General features: G+C 66.6%; 15 protein-coding genes. 5 read left to right on the forward strand and 10 right to left on the reverse strand.

Annotation, left to right across the window (positions count from 1 at the left end):
* Positions 1-59: 59 nt before the first annotated feature.
* The 3 genes from ACK8OU_RS10875 to ACK8OU_RS10885 are packed head-to-tail and all read right to left on the reverse strand — an operon-like array spanning position 60 to position 3,865.
* Positions 60-1,763, reverse strand: coding sequence for a peptide ABC transporter substrate-binding protein (locus tag ACK8OU_RS10875; RefSeq protein WP_410303446.1), 1,704 nt, complete (start codon positions 1,761-1,763; stop codon positions 60-62).
* 1 nt (position 1,764) lies between these two features.
* The gene (locus ACK8OU_RS10880) at positions 1,765-2,868 is read right to left on the reverse strand and encodes an ABC transporter ATP-binding protein (protein WP_410303447.1); all 1,104 of its coding nucleotides are present in this window, start codon (positions 2,866-2,868) and stop codon (positions 1,765-1,767) included.
* Positions 2,861-3,865, reverse strand: a complete 1,005-nt coding sequence (locus ACK8OU_RS10885; protein ID WP_410303448.1) for an ABC transporter ATP-binding protein — start codon at positions 3,863-3,865, stop codon at positions 2,861-2,863. The genes ACK8OU_RS10880 and ACK8OU_RS10885 overlap by 8 nt, the downstream gene beginning before the upstream one ends.
* Positions 3,866-4,257: 392 nt before the next feature.
* On the opposite strand from ACK8OU_RS10885, the gene ACK8OU_RS10890 reads away from it, so the two are divergent.
* Positions 4,258-5,424: a M20 aminoacylase family protein gene (locus ACK8OU_RS10890; protein ID WP_410303449.1), complete on the forward strand. Its 1,167-nt coding sequence runs from the start codon at positions 4,258-4,260 to the stop codon at positions 5,422-5,424.
* An 89-nt stretch (positions 5,425-5,513) separates the two neighbouring features.
* Here ACK8OU_RS10890 and ACK8OU_RS10895 read toward each other — a convergent pair whose 3' ends face one another.
* Positions 5,514-5,921, reverse strand: a complete 408-nt coding sequence (locus ACK8OU_RS10895) for a universal stress protein (RefSeq protein ID WP_410303450.1) — start codon at positions 5,919-5,921, stop codon at positions 5,514-5,516.
* A 79-nt stretch (positions 5,922-6,000) separates the two neighbouring features.
* On the reverse strand, positions 6,001-7,017 hold the full coding sequence (gene moaA / locus ACK8OU_RS10900; protein WP_410303451.1) for a GTP 3',8-cyclase MoaA: 1,017 nt from the start codon (positions 7,015-7,017) through the stop codon (positions 6,001-6,003).
* Between the two features lie 157 nt (positions 7,018-7,174).
* Between moaA and ACK8OU_RS10905 the strand changes: the two genes are divergently transcribed.
* Positions 7,175-7,660, forward strand: coding sequence for a hypothetical protein (locus ACK8OU_RS10905; protein WP_410303452.1), 486 nt, complete (start codon positions 7,175-7,177; stop codon positions 7,658-7,660).
* 27 nt (positions 7,661-7,687) lie between these two features.
* On the opposite strand, the gene xth is transcribed toward ACK8OU_RS10905, so the two are convergent.
* Together xth and ACK8OU_RS10915 are read right to left on the reverse strand one after the other, a co-directional pair.
* A complete protein-coding gene (xth, locus tag ACK8OU_RS10910) occupies positions 7,688-8,467 on the reverse strand; it encodes an exodeoxyribonuclease III (RefSeq protein WP_410303453.1) in 780 nt (259 codons plus the stop codon).
* Positions 8,468-8,603: 136 nt separating this feature from the next.
* Complete coding sequence (locus tag ACK8OU_RS10915; RefSeq protein ID WP_410303454.1) at positions 8,604-8,936, reverse strand: HesB/IscA family protein; 333 nt, start codon at positions 8,934-8,936, stop codon at positions 8,604-8,606.
* Positions 8,937-9,010: 74 nt separating this feature from the next.
* Between ACK8OU_RS10915 and ACK8OU_RS10920 the strand changes: the two genes are divergently transcribed.
* The gene (locus tag ACK8OU_RS10920; protein ID WP_410303455.1) at positions 9,011-10,198 is read left to right on the forward strand and encodes a deoxyguanosinetriphosphate triphosphohydrolase; all 1,188 of its coding nucleotides are present in this window, start codon (positions 9,011-9,013) and stop codon (positions 10,196-10,198) included.
* A gap of 291 nt (positions 10,199-10,489) precedes the next feature.
* On the opposite strand, the gene ACK8OU_RS10925 is transcribed toward ACK8OU_RS10920, so the two are convergent.
* From ACK8OU_RS10925 to ACK8OU_RS10935, 3 genes are all read right to left on the reverse strand, one after another.
* On the reverse strand, positions 10,490-11,116 hold the full coding sequence (locus ACK8OU_RS10925) for a DUF6778 family protein (RefSeq protein WP_410303456.1): 627 nt from the start codon (positions 11,114-11,116) through the stop codon (positions 10,490-10,492).
* A 104-nt stretch (positions 11,117-11,220) separates the two neighbouring features.
* Positions 11,221-12,816 carry a peptide chain release factor 3 gene (locus ACK8OU_RS10930; protein WP_410303457.1) on the reverse strand — a complete coding sequence of 532 codons (1,596 nt, stop codon included), beginning with the start codon at positions 12,814-12,816 and terminating at the stop codon, positions 11,221-11,223.
* 182 nt (positions 12,817-12,998) lie between these two features.
* The gene (locus ACK8OU_RS10935) at positions 12,999-14,024 is read right to left on the reverse strand and encodes a Hint domain-containing protein (protein ID WP_410303458.1); all 1,026 of its coding nucleotides are present in this window, start codon (positions 14,022-14,024) and stop codon (positions 12,999-13,001) included.
* Between the two features lie 166 nt (positions 14,025-14,190).
* Here ACK8OU_RS10935 and ACK8OU_RS10940 point away from each other — a divergent pair, with 166 nt between their 5' ends.
* Both ACK8OU_RS10940 and ACK8OU_RS10945 read left to right on the forward strand, forming a co-directional pair.
* The gene (locus ACK8OU_RS10940) at positions 14,191-14,970 is read left to right on the forward strand and encodes an SDR family oxidoreductase (protein WP_410303459.1); all 780 of its coding nucleotides are present in this window, start codon (positions 14,191-14,193) and stop codon (positions 14,968-14,970) included.
* 87 nt (positions 14,971-15,057) lie between these two features.
* Positions 15,058-16,176, forward strand: coding sequence for an ABC transporter ATP-binding protein (locus ACK8OU_RS10945; protein ID WP_410303460.1), 1,119 nt, complete (start codon positions 15,058-15,060; stop codon positions 16,174-16,176).
* The last annotated feature ends 64 nt before the right edge of the window (positions 16,177-16,240 follow it).

Raw genomic sequence — 16,240 nt, forward strand, 5'->3', positions numbered from 1 at the left:
AGGGTCTGGCAAGGGTGGGGGCGCGGGCGGGTTGCCCGCCTGCGCCCCCGGTCACAGGGTCACTTGATGCGATGCCAGTCCGAGGCGTTCCACAGTTCGGAATCCCAGGTGTTCAGCACCACCCCGCCCAGCGTGTTGGCATGCGCCGACAGGCGCCCGCGATCGACCAGCGGCACCACGACATAGCTGTCCTTGGTCAGCATCTCGTTCAGCTTCCTGGCGATCTCGGCGCGCTTGTCCATTTCGCGGGTCCTGACCAGTTCGGCCACCAGTGCGTCATAGGCCGGGTCGCAGAAGCGGTTGACGTTTTCGCCCTGCCACTGGGTTTCCGGGCGCGGCGCCTTTTCGCAGGTATATTGCGCCAGATAGGGTTCGGGATCGGTGCCGTCGAAGTTGTTGGCATACATTTCGACATCGGCATAGAATTTCTGGAACGTGTCGGGGCTGCCCGCATCGCCGCCGAAGAACACCGAAGGGTCGACCGTCTTCAGTTCAACCTCGACGCCGATGTCGTTCCACCACTGCTTGATGATCGACTGGAAATCCTGCCGGATCGCATTGACCGAGGTCTGATACAGCAGGGCCAGCTTGCGCCCGTCCTTGTCGCGCACGCCGTCGCCGTCGCTGTCGGTCCAGCCCGCTTCGTCCAGCAGCGCCTTGGCGCCGTCCACATCCTGGGTCAGGCAGTCGTTATTGTCAGAGGCGAACATTTCCGGCGCGGGCACCAGGTTGCAGGTGGCGCGTCCGGCGTTGCCATAGCCGATTTCCACCAGGATCTGGCGGTCGATCGCCATCGACAACGCCTTGCGCACGCGGATGTCGGACAGGATCGGATGGGGGTGTTTCGCGGTGGACCGCTCGCCCTCGGGCAGTTCGGGCGAGGGATCGGTCATGTTCATCTCGATCCGCTCGACCAGCGTGCCGAAGGCGTTGACGAATTTGCCGGTGCCGCCCTGTTCCATCTGCGCCTGGATTTCCGGCGCGATCTGGGTGTTCCAGGCATAGTCGAATTCGCCGGTTTCCATCACCGCGCGGGCCGCCGCCGTGGCATCGCCCCCGCCCTTGACCAGCGCCGTGGCAAAGGCCGGCTTGGCCGGGTCGCGATAATTCGGGTTGGCCTCCAGCATGACCGTGTCATTGGTACGGAATTCGGTCACCCGGAAGGGGCCGGTGCCGATCGGCTTGAAGTTCTGATCCGTGCAGCTGGACGCCGCCGGGCCAAGACAGTTCTGGAATTGCGCCTTTTGCAGGATGGGCGAGGTGGCGCCCACGAAGGCGGTGAAGGGGTTGGGCTTGGCGTCCTTGTAGGTGATCCTGACGGTCAGATCGTCCACCGCCTCGACCTTCTCGATACCCTCATAGCGCGCCAGCTGCGCGCAGCCGCCTTCGGGATGCATGCAGTATTCGGCGGTGAACACCGCGTCATGGGCGGTAAAGGGGCTGCCGTCTGACCACAGCAGGCCGGGGATCAGCTTCCAGGTGATCGACTTCATGTCCCCGGCAATGCCGCCGTTTTCCAGGGACGGGATTTCGGTCACCAGGCGCGGGATCACCTCGCCCTTTTCATTGAAGCCGGCCAGCGGTTCCAGCACCAGGCTGCCGACCTCGACATCCTTCGTGCCCGAGGACAGATAGGCGTTCATCGTGGATACGGCCTGGGAATAGAGGATGCGCACCTCGCCGTCGCTGCCGCGTTCGGCAAGGGCCGCGGGGGCAAAGGCCAGGCTTGCGGCCGCGCCCATCAGGGCGGTTTTCAGTTTCATGTCATTCTCCTTGTTGGATCGACGCAGGGTCAGTGCCGGGGCTGCCCCCGGCGGCCGCCGTTACCCCGGCGGTCTGGTTGTAAAGATGGCAGGCCACGAAGCGGCCCGGTTCCAGTTCGCGCAGATCGGGTTCGACGGTACGGCAGACCGGCATCACCTTGGGGCAGCGGGTGCAGAAATTGCACCCCGGCGGCGGATTGGCGGGCGAGGGCACATCGCCCGTCAGGATGATCCGGCGGCGATGTGCCTCCAGCGCGGGGTCGGGTTCCGGCACGGCGGACAGAAGCGCCTGGGTATAGGGATGCAGCGGCGCGCCATAAAGCGCCTCACGCGGGGCCAGTTCGATGATCCGGCCCAGATACATTACCGCCACCCGGTCCGCGATATGGCGCACCATCGACAGATCGTGGCTGATGAACAGATAGGTCAGGCCCAGCCGGTCCTGCAATTCCTCAAGCAGGTTGACCACCTGCGCCTGGATCGACACGTCCAGCGCCGCGATCGGTTCGTCGCAGACGATGAACCGCGGGTTCAGCGCCAGCGCGCGGGCAATGCCGATACGCTGGCGCTGGCCGCCGGAAAATTCATGCGGATAGCGGTTGGCGAAATCGCGGTTCAGGCCCACCTGGTCCATCAGTTCATAGATCCGGGCCAGCTTGTCCGCCCGCGTCAGGCGGGTGTGTTCCTCCAGCGGTTCGCCGATGATCGCGGCCACGGTCATGCGCGGGTTCAGGCTGGCCTGGGGATCCTGGAACACCATCTGCATGGCCGGGCGCAGCTTGCGCAGCCGGTCGGGGCGCGCGGCCAGCACATCTTCGCCATCCAGCCGGACCGACCCGGCGGTGGGTTCGTAAAGCCGCAGGATCGCCCGCCCGCAGGTGGACTTCCCGCAGCCCGATTCCCCCACAAGGCCCAGTGTTTCGCCCTGCAGGATGTCGAAGGACACGTCATCGACCGCCTTCACATCACCCACGCGCCGGCGCAGCACGCCTGCGGTGATCGGGAAATACATCCGCAGGCCCCTGACCTCGATCAGCGGCTTGCGTGCGGCTTCGGGTGCCGTGGCTTCGGGCGTCACGGCCTGGGGCAGCGCGGCATCAGCCATCTTTGGGGGCATCCTTGTCGAAATCCCAGAAGCAGGCGGCGTCATGGCCGGGGCCCGCGGGGAACAGCGGCGGATTTTCCACGCCGCAGCGGGCAAAGGCATGGGGGCAGCGGTTGGCAAAGGCGCAGGCCGCGGGGGCGGCGCGCAGGATCGGGGGCTGGCCCTCGATCACGCTGAGCTTTTCCGCCCGCGCCCCGCGCACCGACGGAACGGTCTTCAACAGCGCGCGCGTATAGGGGTGGCGGGGCCGGGCGAACAGGTCCTGCACCGGGGCCTGTTCGACGATCTGGCCGCCATACATCACCATCACCCGGTCCGCGATGCCCGCGATCACGCCCAGATCATGGGTGATCCAGACGATCGCCATGCCCAGCTTGTGGCGCAGATCGCGCACCAGTTCCAGGATCTGCGCCTGGATCGTCACATCCAGCGCGGTGGTGGGTTCGTCGGCGATCAGCACCTTGGGATCGCAGGCCAGCGCGATCGCGATCATCACGCGCTGGCGCATGCCGCCGGAAAACTGATGCGGGTAATCCTTCAGCCGCCGCGCCGCATCGGGGATGCCGACCAGATCCAGCAATTCCGCCGCCCGGACCTGCGCCTGCGCGCGGGTCAGGCCCATATGCGTCATCAGCGGTTCGCGCAGCTGATAGCCCACGGTGAACACCGGGTTGAGCGAGGTCATCGGGTCCTGAAAGATGAAACCGATGCCCGCGCCGCGCACACCGCGCAGATGACCGGCGCCGCAGGCCAACAGGTCGGTTCCGTCGAACAGCACCTGGCCCGCGCGCACATCGGCGGGTGGGGATGGCAAAAGGCCGATCAGCGACATCATCGTGACCGACTTGCCCGACCCCGATTCCCCGACCACGCCCAGCAATTCGCCGGGGCGCAGGTCGAAGCTGACGGAATTGACGGCATGAACCTCTCCGCCGCGGGTTGTGAAGACGGTCTTCAACCCCCGGACAGACAGGACGGGCGCGGCCCCATCCGGCATAAAACTCTCCCAGTCGTTTGTTTTATATAGTCTTTTTATTGTGGCCGTTTGCATGCCGGTATCCGGGCGACCTTGATGGATCAAGTGTCAGAGATTTTTTCAATTGCGCAAGAATGTTTATGTTAACGCTCTCGATGACGTGGGGGCGGGCGGAATGACGAAGATTTCGGTCGATATGACGGCGGCAAATTCAAGAATTCTGCGCTTTTGCCGGGGTGGTCGGGCGGGTTGGTGAATGGCGCGGCGGGCCCGGGCGCGCCGGCGCGGGGAATCGTCCCCTGCCGCCGGGACGCCCGCCGCGTGGGGCCTTGCGATGGGGCGGGCTTTGTAACAGGCTGACCGCAGGGGCGCGTACGACGCCCGCCAGAACCACCCGACAGGAGAAAGTGACGATGCCCGTCAAGAACCGCTTTGCCGAACTGCTGCCCGAAATCACCGCCTGGCGGCGGGATTTTCACGAACACCCCGAACTTTTGTTCGATGTCCATCGCACCGCCGGCAAGGTGGCCGGGCTTTTGCGCAGCTTTGGTTGTGACGAGGTGGTCGAGGGGATCGGGCGCACCGGCGTGGTTGGCGTGATCCGGGGGCGCAGCGACACCGGGGGCCGGGTGATTGGCCTGCGCGCCGATATGGACGCCCTGCCCATCCATGAGGCGACGGGCCTGCCGCATGCCTCGAAAACGCCCGGAAAGATGCATGCCTGCGGTCATGACGGGCACACCGCGATGTTGCTGGGCGCGGCGAAATACCTGGCCGAGACACGCAATTTCGACGGTACCGCCGTGGTGATCTTCCAGCCCGCCGAAGAGGGCGGCGGCGGCGGGCGCGAGATGGTGGCCGAGGGGCTGATGGAACGCTTCGGCGTGCAAGAGGTGTATGGCATGCACAACATGCCCGGCATCCCGGTGGGCCATTTCCACATCCGCGAAGGTGCGATGATGGCCGCGGCCGATCAGTTCGAGATCACCGTGACCGGCAAGGGCGGCCATGCCGCCAAGCCGCATGAATGCATCGATACCACGCTGGTGGCCAGCCACATCGTGATCGCGCTGCAATCCATCGCCAGCCGCAATGTCGATCCGCTGAAGCAGGTGGTCGTTTCGGTCTGCACCTTCCGCACCGAAACGCAGGCGCATAACGTCATCCCCCAGACCGTGCTGCTGCGCGGCACGGTGCGCACCATGGACCCCGCCGTGCAGGATTACGTCGAGGCCCGGGTGAAGGCCATTGCCGAGGGCACGGCGCTGACCTTTGGTGCCACGGCGGATGTGGCCTATGCGCGCGGCTATCCGGTGACGATGAACAGCCCCGAAAACACCCGCTTTGCCGCCGATGTGGCGCGCGCCGTTTCGGGCCAGGTCGAGGAAAACACCGCGCCGCTGATGGGGGCCGAGGATTTCAGCTTCATGCTGAACGAACGCCCCGGGGCCTATATCTTCCTGGGCAATGGCGATACGGCCAGCGTGCATCACCCGGCCTATGATTTCGACGACAACGCGATCCCGTTCGGATCGTCCTGGTATGCCGGCATGGTCGAGGCGCGGATGCCCGCGGCCTGAAAGGGCCGGGCGGGCCAAGCGTCACGCGGGGCAGGGGGCAGGGGCGCGCGCCGGGGAACCGGCGCGCATCCCGGCTCAGGCGTATCGCGTCAGCGCAGCACCATCACCGAACAGGGCGCATGGCGCACGACCCGCGCCGCGGTTGACCCCAGCAGGTAATCCTGCAGCCCGGGCCGGTGCGAGGCGATGACGATGCAGTCGTTGCCATTGGCCGACACCCAATCCAGGATTTCGGCCGCGGCATGGCCTTGGGTGATCGTGCCCATGCCATTGGCGAAACCGCCGGCCAGCTTGTCCAGCTCGGCCTGAATGCTTTTGCGCAGGTCGCTGGAATAGCCTTCGGGCATGTAGCTGATGGCATAGCCGGGCACTTCCATCATCACATGCAACAGTGTCACGCGGGCATCGGGCGCGGCCAGCGCACGGGCCGCAGCCAGGGCGGCCTCGGGGCTGTGGTCGTCGTCAAACGCGATCGGAACAAGGATATTTTTGTACATGTCGGTCCTCCTTCGGGGGCAGTCTGCCGCATGCTGGCACATCCGCCTAGTACAAATCCTTGATCAGGATCAGGTAAGGTCAGCCGCCGGTATGGCTCATGTGGCGCGATACCTGGCCCGCGACATGCTGGCGCGAATAGTCGAAGTCATGCCCCTTGGGCTTGCGCGCGATGGCGGCACGGATCGCGGCGATCAGGGCGGCGTCATCGGCGCTGGCGCGCAGCGGCGCGCGCAGATCGGCCATGTCTTCCTGGCCCAGGCACATGAACAGCTCGCCCGTGCAGGTGACGCGCACCCGGTTGCAGCTTTCGCAGAAATTATGCGTGAGCGGCGTGATGAAGCCGATCTTCTGCCCCGTTTCGTCCAGCCGGACATAGCGCGCGGGCCCGCCGGTGCGATCCGTCAGGTCGGTCAGCGTAAAGCGTTCGGCCAGCCGCGCGCGCAGATCCTTCAGCGGCCAGTACTGATCCAGCCGCATTTCCTCGCCCATTTCGCCCATCGGCATGACCTCGATGAAGGTCAGGTCATGGCCTTCGGCCCCGCACCAGTCGACCAGGCCGAACAGCTCATCTTCATTGAAGCCTTTCAGCGCGACCGCGTTGATCTTGACGCGCATCCCCGCGGCACTGGCGGCGCGGATGCCGTCAAGCACCTGCGGGAGCCGGCCCCAGCGGGTGATCCGGGCAAATTTCGCCTCATCCAGCGTGTCGAGCGAGACGTTGATCCGCCGCACCCCCACCGCCGCCAGATCGGCGGCAAAGCGGGTCAGCTGGCTGCCATTCGTGGTCAGCGTCAGTTCCGTCAGCGCGCCCGTGTCCAGATGGCGCGCGACCTTGCGGAAAAAGGTTATGATGTCCTTGCGCACCAGCGGTTCCCCCCCGGTGATGCGCAGTTTCTTTACCCCCAGCCCGATGAAGGCGCTGCACAGCCGGTCAAGTTCTTCCAGTGTCAGCAGGTCCTTTTTCGGCAGGAACTGCATGTGTTCGGCCATGCAATAGGTGCAGCGGAAATCGCACCTGTCGGTGACCGACACCCGCAGATAGGTGATCGGACGGGCGAAGGGATCGACAAGCGGGGGGGCGGGGGGCTGCATCATGCCGACAAGTTAGGTCTGTGGGGACCGCACAGCAAGGGCGAAACTGTCGTGCCATGCCTGTCGTGCCATGCCTGGCGCGACTGTCCCGCGCGATTGTCCGCGCCGGGCAAAGCGGTTAGCCTTTCGGGAATGCCGCGCAAGGAAAGGGATGCCTGCCATGACCAAAGCCACCGTTGCCGCCGCGCTTGGCGCGCTGATCGTGCTGTCGGCCTGTGCGCAGGGGCCGCTTGCGGGCCTGCGCCCGGCCGATGCGGTGACGCCCGCCGTGGCGCCGCCTGCGGCACCGCTGCCCGTGCCGATCCCGAAACCCGCCGCGCGCACGGTCGAGGATTTCGACACCACCACCGCCGCGCAGCGCGCCGCCGCCGCAAAGCCCGCCCCGGGGGCCGAGACGCGGCTGGGTGCGACGGTGGCAAGCCTGGGCAACCCCGCCGATCCCGGATTCTGGCTGCGCACGCCGCTTGCGCGCGCCGAAACACCGGGCCGGATCGAGCATGCCGCAACCGGCGCCTCGGCGCAGGTCACGCTGTTGCCGATGCCGGGGGCGGCTGCAGGCGCGGGCAGCCGGATTTCCCTTCCCGCGCTGCGGCTTCTGGGCCTGCCGCTGACGGCGTTGCCCGAACTGGTGGTTTACGCGCGTTAGGCGGCGCGGCGGGGCCGGGGCCGCGGATCAGGCGTCAAGATCTATCCAGACCGGGACGTGGTCGGATGGCTTGTCACCGGCCCGCACCTCGCGGTCGATGCCCGCGTCGCGCAACAGATCGGCCGCCTGGGGCGACAGCAGCAGATGGTCGATGCGGATGCCGTTGTTGCGCTGCCAGGCACCGGCCTGATAATCCCAGAAACTGTAATGCCCCGGCCCCTGCACCCGGGCACGGAAGGCATCGGTGAAGCCAAGGTTCACAATGCGCCGGAACGCGGCCCGGCTTTGCGGCAGCGCCAGCGCATCTTCGCGCCAGGCGTCGGGGCGGGCGGCATCCTCATCCTGGGGGATGACGTTGTAATCGCCCGCCAGAACCACCGGATCTTCGGTGGCCAGAAGGGCGGCGGCATGGGCGCGCATACGGTCCATCCAGGCCAGTTTATAGTCATATTTCGGCCCCGGCGCGGGGTTGCCATTGGGCAGATACAGCCCCGCCACGCGGATCGCGCGGTCCCCGATCACCGTGGCCTCGATCCAGCGGGCCTGGTCGTCGGCGTCATCACCGGGCAGGCCGCGGGTCACATCCTCCAGCGGCAGGCGCGACAGGATCGCCACCCCGTTGAAACTTTTCTGGCCATGGGTTTCCACGCGATAGCCCATGTCCTCAAAGATTTCCCGCGGGAAAGCCTCATCCACCGACTTGATTTCCTGCAGCAGGGCGACATCGGGGCGGGCCTCGGCCAGCCAGGCGGGCAGGGCCTCAAGGCGCGCCTTGATCCCGTTGATGTTGAAGGTGGCGATTTTCATGCAGCTCTCCCTGCGGCGTGGGGCCTTTCTAGGACGCAGCGCAGGCCTTGCCAAGCGCGCCCGCCCGCGATCTCTGCGCATCAATCGCGGCAAGCGCCCGGCCCGCAGGCGCCGCAGCGGCCGGCGGACCCGCCCGTCACATCGAAAAAGAAATCCCGCAGCCGCAGGATGACGTGGCATTGGGATTTTGCACCACAAAGCGCGCGCCGATCAGCTCATCGGTGAAATCGATCACCGCATTTTCCAGAAACGGCAACGATATCGGGTCGATCAGCACCCGTTCACCGCCGCCTTCCAGCACCAGATCGCCCTGGGCCGGGGTATCCTCCAGCTGCAGGTCGTATTGGAACCCCGAACACCCGCCGCCCTCGACCGCGACCCGCAACGCGCGGGGGGTGGCCGCGCCGGCATTGATCTCGGCCAGCCGGGCAAAGGCACGGGGCGTCACTTTCGGGGGAATGTTCAGCATCTTCGCACCTGTTCTTTACCTCTTGCTGCGATATAGGATGACGCAAAAGACGCGACAAGACGAGGGGCCGGATCGTGCTGCAACCTTATGCCTGCCATCCCGCAGCCAGCCGGGGGCGACTGCATGCCGAAAGCATGTCCACCTTCCGTTCGCCGTTTCAGCGTGACCGGGACCGGATCATCCATTCCAGCGCCTTCCGGCGGCTGAAACACAAGACGCAGGTCTTTGTCGAACACGAAGGCGATTACTACCGCACCCGTCTGACCCACACGATCGAGGTGGCGCAGGTCGCGCGCACCATCGCCGGTGCCCTGGGCCTGAACACCGACCTGGCCGAGGCGGTGGCGCTGGCCCATGACCTTGGCCATCCGCCCTTCGGCCATACCGGCGAAGATGCGCTGGCCGCGCTGATGGCGCCCTTTGGCGGGTTCGATCACAATGCCCAGGCGATCCGCATCGTCACCCGGCTGGAAAAGCACTACGCAGGCTTTGACGGGCTGAACCTGACCTGGGAAACGCTTGAAGGCATCGCCAAGCATAATGGGCCGGTCATCGGGGGGGGCGGCGGGTCACATACCGTACCGGACCGTGCCAGCCTGCCTTATGCGCTGGCCGAATTCGACGCGCAATGGGATCTGGAACTGACCACCAACGCCAGCGCCGAGGCGCAGGTGGCCGCCGTGGCCGATGATGTCGCCTATAACCACCACGATCTGCACGACGGGTTGCGCGCCGGCCTGTTCACCGAGACCGACCTGATGGAATTGCCCACCATCGGCCCCTGTTTCGCCGAGGTGGATCGCCTGCACCCGGGCCTTGATCCGATGCGCCGCCGGCATGAGGCGTTGCGCCGCATCTTTGGCGTGATGGTCGAGGATGTGATCGCCGTGGCGCAGAACCGGCTGGAAAGCCTGCAACCGCAAAGCGTGGATGACATCCGCGCGATGGAGGGGCCGATCATCCGCTTTTCCAAGCCGCTCTATCAGAACCTCAAGGCGATCAAGGGCTTTTTGTTCACGCGGATGTATCGCGCGCCCTCGGTCGTGGTTGAACGGCGCCGTGTCACGGCGATGGTCAACGCGCTGTTCCCGCTGTTTCTGGACGAACCCGACCTGCTGCCCGAGGATTGGCAGCCCGAGGTCGCCCGCGCGCAAGGGATCGGCCGGACCGAACTGGCCCGGGTCGTGCTGGACTATGTCGCCGGCATGACCGACCGGTTCGCGATCCAGGAATATCACCGCCTGATCAGCCCCGAGGCCTGACCGCCCCGGGCCGGTTTGTTCCGTAACGGATTGCCCGGGATCGTGAACAACGCCGGGCCCCCAACCGGCGAAGGCGCCAGATCCGCCAGGGGACACCGCGCCGCCCGATCCTGGGCCCGGCCCCGTCCTTGCCCCGTCCTTGCCCCGGTCACGCGCCGGGACGGGCCTTGCGCTGCACCGGCCCCTATTCCGGTATTTCCGCATCGCGCTGCACGGCGGCGCGGGCAGGCACCCGGTCGCCCATCGCGCGCGCCCCGGGCGGGCGGTCATCCCGCCGCCCGACCGCATGTCTCAGCCGCCGATGCGTGCAAAGCTGGTGCGGTTGTCTGGCCCAAGGCCCAACCAGCCCGCGGTGGTGGCCGCCAGATGGCCAACTACCTGAACGCGCTGGGTGATGCCGCGTGCTTCCATCTGGGTGGCGGCGGTGCCGGTCTGTCCCGGGAAATCGGCCGCAACCGCCTGCGCGGGCACGATCACCGCACCGTTGCGCGCATCGACCACCTCGATCGTGTAGCGGATATCATAGACACCCGTGCCGGCGGGCGCCGAGCGGCGCGATTTTTCGTTCAGCGCATGGAACGTCTGCAGCGTCACGCGGAAGCGGACGCGCTGCTTGCCGTTCAGCCCGGCTGCGCCGTGCGTGATCCCCTCACGCAGCAGCCGCGCGACCTGCGCGCGCCGGTCGCCAAAGGGTTCACCCTGCCAGACGATGTCTGCCTTGGGCACATAGACCGTGTTGTCTTCGGAAACCGACAGCGTTTCGGGAACGGTCACATCCACCCCGGCCAGCCGCCAGTCCTTTGCCGAAGCCCCGACCGGTTCATAGCTGGTCATCCAGGCGCTGCCGCACCCCGCCAACACCGCAAGCGCGCCCAGTCCCAGACCAATCACGGCACGCCGACTGAAATTGCCACTCATACAAACCTCTCAAATTACAGGAACTGGCGGTCCTTTAGCGAAGAAGCTTGTGAAAATCCACTTCTTTCAGGTTGACTTCGGGGCAATTCCCCCGTCAGCCCCGGTTATTGCATCATTTCCTTGGTCGCGTTCAGCGCGATGCCGGGATAATCGCGGATCACGCGGTCGATGTCCCACTGCAACCGCGTCAGGAACACGATATCGCCGTCATGGTCGGTCGAAATGTGCTGCTTGTTGGCCTGCACCATCCGTTCGACTGCCGCGCAATCGCCCTGCACCCAGCGCGCCGAGGTGAACTGCGACGGCTCGAACCGCACCGGAATGCCATATTCGATACCGATCCGGCTGGCCAGCACCTCGAACTGCAGCGCGCCCACCACACCTACGACAAAGCCCGATCCGATCATCGGCTTGAACACCTTGGCGGCACCTTCCTCGGCGAATTGCATCAGCGCCTTTTCCAGATGCTTGCCCTTCATCGGGTCGGTGGACCGGACCGATTGCAGCAGTTCGGGCGCAAAACTGGGGATGCCGGTAAAGCGCAGCGCCTCACCCTCGGTCAGCGCATCGCCAATGCGCAGTTGCCCGTGGTTCGGAATGCCGATGATGTCGCCCGCCCAGGCCTCTTCGGCCAGCTCGCGGTCGGCGGCCAGGAACAGCACCGGGTTCGTCACCGCCATCGGCTTTTTGCTGCGCACATGCAACAGCTTCATCCCGCGCGTGAAATGCCCCGAAACCATGCGCACAAAGGCCACCCGGTCGCGGTGCTTGGGGTCCATGTTGGCCTGCACCTTGAAGACAAAGCCGGTGACGGGCTTTTCCTCGGGCGCCACGTCGCGCTCGGCCGCCTTCTGCACCTGCGGTTGCGGCCCGTATTCGCCGATGCCGTCCATCAGCTCCCTGACGCCAAAGGAATTGATCGCGGATCCGAACCAGATCGGCGTCATGTGCCCCTCAAGAAAGGCCTGGCGGTCGAAGGCGGGCAGCAATTCGCGCGCCATCTCCAGTTCCTCGCGCAGCTTTTCCAGCTGCCCGGCAGGGACATGTTCGGCCAGCTTCGGGTCGTCCAGGCCGTCGATCTTGATCGACTCCGCCACCCGGTTGCGGTCGGCCCGGTCGATCAGCTCCAGCCGGTCGTGCAGGATGTCATAGCAGCCCAGGAAATCGCGGCCCATCCCGATCGGCCAGCTGGCGGGGGCCACGTCGATGGCCAGGTTTTCCTGGATCTCGTCGATGATCTCGAAGGTGTCGCGCGCCTCGCGGTCCATCTTGTTGCAAAAGGTCAGGATCGGCAGGTCGCGCAGCCGGCATACCTCGAACAGCTTGCGGGTCTGGCTTTCCACCCCCTTGGCACCGTCGATCACCATGATCGCCGCATCAACGGCCGTCAGCGTGCGGTAGGTATCTTCGGAAAAATCCGAGTGGCCGGGCGTATCCACCAGATTGAAGCGGAACGCGCGATAGTCGAACGACATCGCCGAGGCGGAAACCGAAATCCCGCGGTCCTGCTCCATCTTCATGAAGTCCGACCGCGTGCGCCGCGCCTCGCCCTTGGCGCGCACCTGGCCCGCCATCTGGATCGCGCCGCCGAACAGCAGGAACTTTTCGGTCAGCGTGGTTTTCCCGGCATCCGGGTGCGCGATGATCGCAAAGGTCCGGCGGCGGGCGATTTCGGCGGGAAGATCGGGTCTGTTGCTCATGCGCGCCCTTTAGCGCGCCCCCGCCGCCCGCGCAATCGCCCAGATCGCCAAAGCCGCGCCTGCCTGCTTCGGCTTTGCGAAAATATCCTCGGGGGGGGACGTGGCCGGCCCCCGGCACGGGGGCGGGCTGCGGCCCGGGGGGCAGACAGCCCCCCGCCCGGGTCACCGCCCGCGCGCGCCCCTCAGTCCCCCGCGCGGCGGCGAAACAGCGTGTCCAGCCCCACGCGCGCCAGCGTCTCGCGCCCGGCCTCGGTGCTGAAATGCGGCTTGTGGTTCAGCCCCGGCAGGCGGCTGCGGATTTCCGCTGTCAGATCGCCGGGCAACAGGCCCAGCGTCGCCTCGGTCACCATCAGGCTTTCGCAGGGGATGCCTTCGGCATAGATGATCTCATGCCGGTCAAAGACCAGCGCGTGATAATCGACATAGCCGCCTTCGCGCCGCCAGACCTTGCCGTCATCGACCAGATGCTTGGCCTGCACCAGAACCTCGGCGGTGCGGCCGATGCGCTGTTTGCCGCGCCGGTACAGAAAGATGCGGTGATGCGGGCTGACGATCAGATCGCCCTCATTGCCCAGCGTGCCGGCCGAAATCACCACCGGGGCAAAGGACCCCAGCGCCCGCAATGTCGCCCGCGCCACAAGCCGCAGCGGCTGCGCGCCGTGATCGCGCGTCAGGATCGCATCGCCCGGCCGCAGGCTTTCGATCGGGCGCCGTGCGCCGCCCGCCAGCGTGATCATCGTGCCCGTGGTGAAGGCCACACAGACCAGATCGGCCAGCCGCACATCGCGCGGCGCGTTGTCGGTTTCGATCAGCGTGTAATCCATGCGCGGCGCGATGGGCGACATCGGCAGGATGCACAGCCGCCCGCTGCCGGTGTTGCGCAACAGCAGGATATCCACCCCGTCGCCATCGGGGGCCATCATCACATGGCGCGCGACCAGCTCGATCCGGTCGCCTGCACGGCCCAGCTCTGACCCCGGCGCCACCACCTGCACGCCCCCCGGTGCGCCATCGGCGGCCAGCAACATCCGGCGCGGGCGCGCCTCGCGGTCCAGCTGATAGACATCGCCCGCCTCGCATTCGGGGGGCGGGCCGACCGGATCGCCGTGATTGGCCCCCGAGGTCACGCGGAAATCCGCCGCCTCGAAGACATGCACCCGGCGCGCGGGCGGCGGGCTGTCTGGGCGCGCGGGCGGGGCGGGCGACATCGGCTGCGGCCTTCTGCAAGGGGCTTGGGGAACATTCTTCTGCCCGGTAAATCCGATTACCGCCCCGTGCGTCAAGCACCGCACGCCCGATACGCGCCATCACGATCTTTTGTCCGCCGCGCGCCGGTGCTAGGCAGGGGCGGAACATTTGCAGGGGAGCATCAGGATGGATCTTGGCATCAGGGGCAAGCGTGCGCTGGTCTGCGCGGGGTCGAAGGGGCTGGGGCGCGGCTGCGCCGAGGCGCTGGCGGCGGCCGGGGTGGAACTGGTTCTGAACGCCCGGGGCACGCCCGCGCTGGAAGCAACGGCCGAAGCGATCCGCCAGGCCCATGGCGTGCCGGTCACCGCGATCGCGGCCGACATCACCACCGAATCGGGCCGCGCCGAGGTGCTGGCCGCGGCGGGCGGGGTGGATATCCTTGTCACCAACGCAGGCGGGCCCCCGCCCGGCCTGTGGTCGGATTGGTCGCGCGACGATTTCATCGCGGCGCTGGATGCCAACATGCTGACCCCGATCGCGCTGATGCAGGCCTGCCTGCCGGGCATGATCGCGCAGGGCTGGGGGCGGGTGGTCAACATCACCTCGCAATCGGTGCGCGCGCCGATCCCGCAGCTGGGGCTGTCCAATTCGGCCCGGGCGGGGCTGACGGGATTTGTCGCGGGCACCGCGCGCCAGGTCGCCCGGCATGGCGTGACGATCAACAACCTGCTGCCCGGCATCCACGCCACCGACCGCGCGATCGCGCTGGATGGCGGGGTGGCCAGGGACCAGGGCCTCACGCTGGAAGAAGCCGCCGCGCGCCGCGCCGCGACGATCCCCGCGCGCCGCTATGGCACGGCGGCCGAATTCGGCGCCACCTGTGCCTTCCTGTGTTCGGCGCATGCGGGCTTTATCGTGGGGCAGAACATCCTGGCCGATGGCGGGGCCACCAATCTCACGATTTAGGATCGGCCGCCGCGGGGGCCGGTGCTTGCACAGCCCGGCCGGGCCTGCTATCCCGAACGTAACCTGACCGTTCCAATCGGAATATCGATGACCCAGCCCCCCCGTCCCGCCGCAGGCCCCCGCCCCATGCCCGAGGCGCCGCGCCTTGAAGTGCAGGGGCTGGTGCGCCGCTTCGGCGGGCAGACCGTTGTCGATGACGTCTCGTTCTCGATCCCGGCGGGGCAGGTGACCTGCCTGCTGGGCCCGTCTGGCTGCGGCAAATCGACCACGCTGCGCCTGATCGCGGGCGTCGACATGCAGGACGAAGGGCGCATCTTCGTCGATGGCAATCTGGTCTGCGATACGGTCTTCCGCGTCCCGCCGGAACGGCGCGCGATCGGGCTGATGTTTCAGGATTTCGCGCTGTTCCCGCATCTGTCGGTGGCCGACAACGTGGCTTTCGGGCTGACCGGCCCCCGGGCCGGGAAACGCACCCGGGTCGAGGAGTTGCTGGCCCGGGTGCATCTGTCGCGCCACATCGACAGCTTTCCCCATGCGCTGTCGGGGGGCGAACAGCAGCGCGTGGCGCTGGCGCGCGCCCTGGCGCCGCGGCCGCGCATCCTGTTGATGGACGAACCCTTCTCGGGGCTGGATGAGCGGCTGCGCGACGGCATCCGCGATGAAACGCTGGCGCTGTTGAAAGAGGAAGGCACCGCGGTCCTGCTGGTGACGCATGAACCGCATGAGGCGATGCGCATGGCCGACCAGATCCTGCTGATGCGCGGCGGGCGTATCGTGCAGCGCGGCGCACCCTACAACCTCTACAACGCCCCCATCGACCGCGCGGCGGCGGCCTTCTTTTCGGATATCAACGTGATCCCGGCCACAGTCCGGGGCGCGCTGACCCGGACCCCGTTTGGTGAATTCCTGACCCCGGGCCACCCCGATGGCACACCGGTCGACATCGTGATCCGCCCGCAGCACCTGAAAATCGATTTCGACCGCGCCGGGCGCGGTCCGAACCCGACACCACAGGATGGAACGCCTGCCCGCGGGGTGGTGCAACGCGCACGTTTCATGGGGCGCGAAAGCCTTGTGGAATTCGTGATGGATTTCGACGGATCGGTGCTGAAGACGACCGTGCCGAATGTCTTTCTGCCGAAAGCCGGCACGCCGATGTGGCTGATGATCCGTCGCGACCGCTGTTTCGTGTTCCCGCGCACATAGGGGGCGCTGCCCCCTCTTGGCGCTGTGCGCCAATTCACCCCCGGGATATTTGGACAAAGCCGAA

The sequence above is a fragment of the Pontitalea aquivivens genome (genome assembly GCF_046507575.1).
GTDB lineage: Bacteria > Pseudomonadota > Alphaproteobacteria > Rhodobacterales > Rhodobacteraceae > Pontitalea > Pontitalea aquivivens.